Source organism: Ohtaekwangia sp. (assembly GCF_036568665.1).
Taxonomy (GTDB): domain Bacteria; phylum Bacteroidota; class Bacteroidia; order Cytophagales; family Cyclobacteriaceae; genus Ohtaekwangia.
In genome coordinates this window covers 1-3,492 of the sequence record NZ_DATCSD010000031.1, presented here as the reverse complement: position 1 = coordinate 3,492, position 3,492 = coordinate 1, and the positions used below count along the sequence as shown (strand labels likewise).

General features: G+C 43.4%; 6 protein-coding genes. 1 reads left to right on the top strand and 5 read right to left on the bottom strand.

What is annotated here, in order from left to right; all coding sequences use genetic code 11:
• Positions 1–65 precede the first annotated feature (65 nt).
• On the top strand, positions 66–338 hold the full coding sequence (locus tag VIN08_RS01690; RefSeq protein ID WP_331959260.1) for a hypothetical protein: 273 nt from the start codon (positions 66–68) through the stop codon (positions 336–338).
• A 71-nt stretch (positions 339–409) separates the two neighbouring features.
• On the opposite strand, the gene VIN08_RS01685 is transcribed toward VIN08_RS01690, so the two are convergent.
• From VIN08_RS01685 to VIN08_RS01665, 5 genes are all read right to left on the bottom strand, one after another.
• Positions 410–697, bottom strand: coding sequence for a type II toxin-antitoxin system RelE/ParE family toxin (locus VIN08_RS01685; RefSeq protein WP_331959257.1), 288 nt, complete (start codon positions 695–697; stop codon positions 410–412).
• The gene (locus VIN08_RS01680) at positions 691–864 is read right to left on the bottom strand and encodes a hypothetical protein (protein ID WP_331959254.1); all 174 of its coding nucleotides are present in this window, start codon (positions 862–864) and stop codon (positions 691–693) included. The genes VIN08_RS01685 and VIN08_RS01680 overlap by 7 nt, the downstream gene beginning before the upstream one ends.
• A 140-nt stretch (positions 865–1,004) precedes the next feature.
• Positions 1,005–1,250: a DUF6364 family protein gene (locus tag VIN08_RS01675; protein WP_331959251.1), complete on the bottom strand. Its 246-nt coding sequence runs from the start codon at positions 1,248–1,250 to the stop codon at positions 1,005–1,007.
• Positions 1,251–1,396: 146 nt separating this feature from the next.
• Positions 1,397–2,968 carry a ribonuclease Y gene (gene rny / locus VIN08_RS01670; RefSeq protein WP_331959248.1) on the bottom strand — a complete coding sequence of 524 codons (1,572 nt, stop codon included), beginning with the start codon at positions 2,966–2,968 and terminating at the stop codon, positions 1,397–1,399.
• A 75-nt stretch (positions 2,969–3,043) separates the two neighbouring features.
• On the bottom strand, positions 3,044–3,331 hold the full coding sequence (locus tag VIN08_RS01665; protein WP_331959245.1) for a cell division protein ZapA: 288 nt from the start codon (positions 3,329–3,331) through the stop codon (positions 3,044–3,046).
• Positions 3,332–3,492: the final 161 nt, after the last annotated feature.

Below are 3,492 nucleotides of genomic sequence, written 5' to 3'. Positions count from 1 at the left end.
CATGCGGGGTGGGTTACGGTGGTGGCGGGCTATTACTTGCTGTGGTAATTTTTAAATAACGTTTTATGCCACGCGAAATTCCTGCTCTTAGCCCTGAGCTCGTCAGGGCGTTTCATCGTTGTATGCTATATGCTCCGCCCGAGCGGTTAAGCCGTTGCCTGCGCACCATGTTTATAGAATATATAGCACACAACCGCGATTTTCTTCCACCCGATTTCGATGGGTGGGTAGATGATCTGTCGTTACTCTTCGGCTTGCTCGATATAGCTATAAAGGAAACAAAGGGATGGCATGATGAAGAGGTGATCAGTGTGTCGGAGGGGATGAAGGTTGGATAGGAAATCCAATGGCACCAAGAACTCAAAGGAGGCACGGAGTTACACAAAGGGAAGAAGAGATCGTAAGCTATCTATATAGTTCTAAGTAATCGAGAGGAGTGGTGTATTCTGATTATGCTAATATGGTCAGGAGCTAGAGTATAAATTATGCGATAGCTCCCTTCAATCAATTCGCGTATTGCGTCCTTGTTGAATTCAGGGACAACTCTGCCGGAATTTGGATGGATTTCAAGTTGATCAACTTTGGAGATCAATTTATTGATGAACCTGTCTGCATGGGTTTTAGAGTCTCTGGCTATATAACTGTGGATTGATTTGAGGTCGGTTATAGCAGCGTCCGTCCAAACAATTTTCACCATTTCTTCACCATTTCTTTTACATCATGATGAGGGGTTGTTTTTCCTTCTTCGGCCTGTTTTAATCCTTTCTCTACTTTCTCAACGAAGACAAGTTTTTCTATGAGTTCTTCAAGATCAAATTCTTGTGGAAGTTCCTTAACCGCCTCAATTGCCCTTTCTCTATTCATTGTCTTAAGATTTTAATTCAATTTAAAGAAAAATTCTGACAGTCTCTCGTAAGTAAAGAAGCTGTTAACAAACAAGCTTCGATGATCGGGGCTTCATGCTTAAGTGTAAAATCCAAAAGAATATTGGTGTCCAGAAATATTCAGGACTCATATTTCCTAGCCTGACCTTCGTAAAATCCTTTTTTTAAATCTTGTGATGATGGAACGGAATGCTTCGGTAGTCTTTCAACAAGATCTATAATATTGTTCTTTTGCTTTTTAGGTTTGGCAATGGTTTTAAAATACTCTTCAACGAGTTCAGAAACGCTTACTTTTTTAGAAGCTGCATGGCGTTTAATTTTATTCAAAAGATCGTCTTCAATGGTAAGGTTAAGTCGTACTTTCATAAACGTTTATCCTTTCTGCAGAGATACGCAATAATCCTTTTATGTGTATTGTCTCCCAATGCTTTTTCAATGATGAGATGAAACGGTATAAATAGCAAAGCCCCGATGATCGGGGCTTTGTTTGACATTATATATGTAGTTATAGACTACTTCGCGTATGCTACACTTCTCATTTCGCGGATCACGGTAACTTTTACCTGTCCCGGGTATTGCATGTCGCGTTCTATCTTTTGCGATATATCGAAGCTCAACTGGCTTGCGCGGTCGTCTGTTGCTTTCTCGGCATCTACAATTACGCGCAGTTCGCGGCCGGCTTGTATAGCGTAGCATTTCTCTACACCATCGAAGCTGAGGCCCAGCTCTTCGAGTTCTTTGAGGCGCTTTATATACTGCTCCATTACCTCGCGTCTTGCACCGGGGCGTGCACCACTTATAGCATCGCATGCCTGCACGATTGGCGATATAATGCTGGTCATTTCAATTTCATCGTGGTGAGCTCCTATAGCGTTGCAGATAACCGGGTGTTCTTTATACTTCTGCGCCAGTTCCATACCTACTATAGCGTGTGGCTTCTCGAGTTCTTCGGGCCATACTTTACCTATATCGTGCAACAGACCGGCACGTTTAGCCTGCTTCACGTTAAGGCCAAGTTCGCTGGCCATTATAGCGCAGAGGTTGGCAACTTCGCGTGAGTGCTGCAATAAGTTTTGTCCGTACGATGAACGATAGCGCATGCGGCCTACCATCTTTACCAGCTCGGGGTGCAAACCATGTATACCTAAGTCTATCACGGTGCGCTCTCCGATCTCTACAATTTCATCTTCAATGTTCTTGGTAGTTTTTGCTACGATCTCTTCAATACGTGCCGGGTGTATACGGCCGTCTTGCACGAGGCGGTGCAACGATAAACGTGCTATCTCTCTGCGCACAGGATCGAAGCCTGATATAATAATAGCTTCGGGAGTATCGTCTACTATAATTTCAACACCGGTAGCTGCTTCGAGCGCGCGTATGTTACGACCTTCGCGACCAATTACTTTACCTTTTATATCATCGCTCTCGATGTTGAAGATCGATACGCAGTTTTCTACAGCGTGCTCGGTAGCAGTGCGCTGTATCGTTTCTACTACAATCTTTTTGGCTTCTTTGGTAGCAGTAAGTTTAGCCTGCTCCATAATGTCTTTTATATAGCTCGATGCGCGGGTTTGTGCTTCGTCTTTGAGTGAAGCAATCAGTTGCTCGCGTGCTTCATCGGCCGTAAGCTTCGAAATATTTTCGAGCACTTGTATCTTTTGCTGGTTGAACTTGTCGAGTTCTTCCTTGCGCTTCTTTACATGCTCGAGTTGAGCAGAGAGGTCGGTGCGTATATCGTCAAGCTCACCTTCTTTGCGTTTGAGACTTTCAATCTCTTTGCTTAAAGTTTGCTCGCGTTGTTTGATCTTCTGTTCGTTGCTGATGATAACGTTCTTCTTCTTGTTGGCTTCGTCTTCGAACTCCGAACGCATCTTGAGTATCTTTTCTTTTGCTTCGAGGATTCGATCTTTCTTCAGGTTCTCGGCTGCGATTTCGGCTTCTTTAATAATCAGCTTGGCGCGGTCGTCTGCATCATCCAGACTTCTCTTCATTTTTTTGTTGGAAAGAACCGACCCGAATACAAAACTCAGCACGATGGTTAACACCAGGCTGATCGCGATGACTATGACATAAGTGAGAGTCATAAAAAATTAGGGGTTATATATATACACTACCCCGGTATGCCGCCTTGGCTCAGAAAGGAAAGGAGTAAAAGAAAATTACAGAATGGATTGGGAAACGAGATGGTTGAGGTGATTTACTTTCTCAAACACGGTTTGGTCGATAACCTGATGCGTTTCATCGGCTGCCATTTTATCTACGAGGCAATCGAACGCTACCATAGCTAATAAATCCTGCTTATCGTCAATCCCAAATTGCTCCCGGTAAGTTTTTAGTTTCTCATTGATGAGTTTTCCAGCCGTACGCACCCGTTCTTCATCGGCACGCTTCACCTTCATCGGGTATTCGCGATCGGCTATCTTTATTTTTATTGAAAGTTCCTCCATCAATTTCCTTACGGGGTTGCTTTATCTGCTTAAGTGAGCGATGCACTTGTCTATCTCACGAATGTATTCGTCCACTTTTTTCTTTAACTCCAGAACACTTCCGTCTTCCGGGTTTAAATTATCCACAATTTTAGTGATTTTCAGTTGATTATGAAAACCGG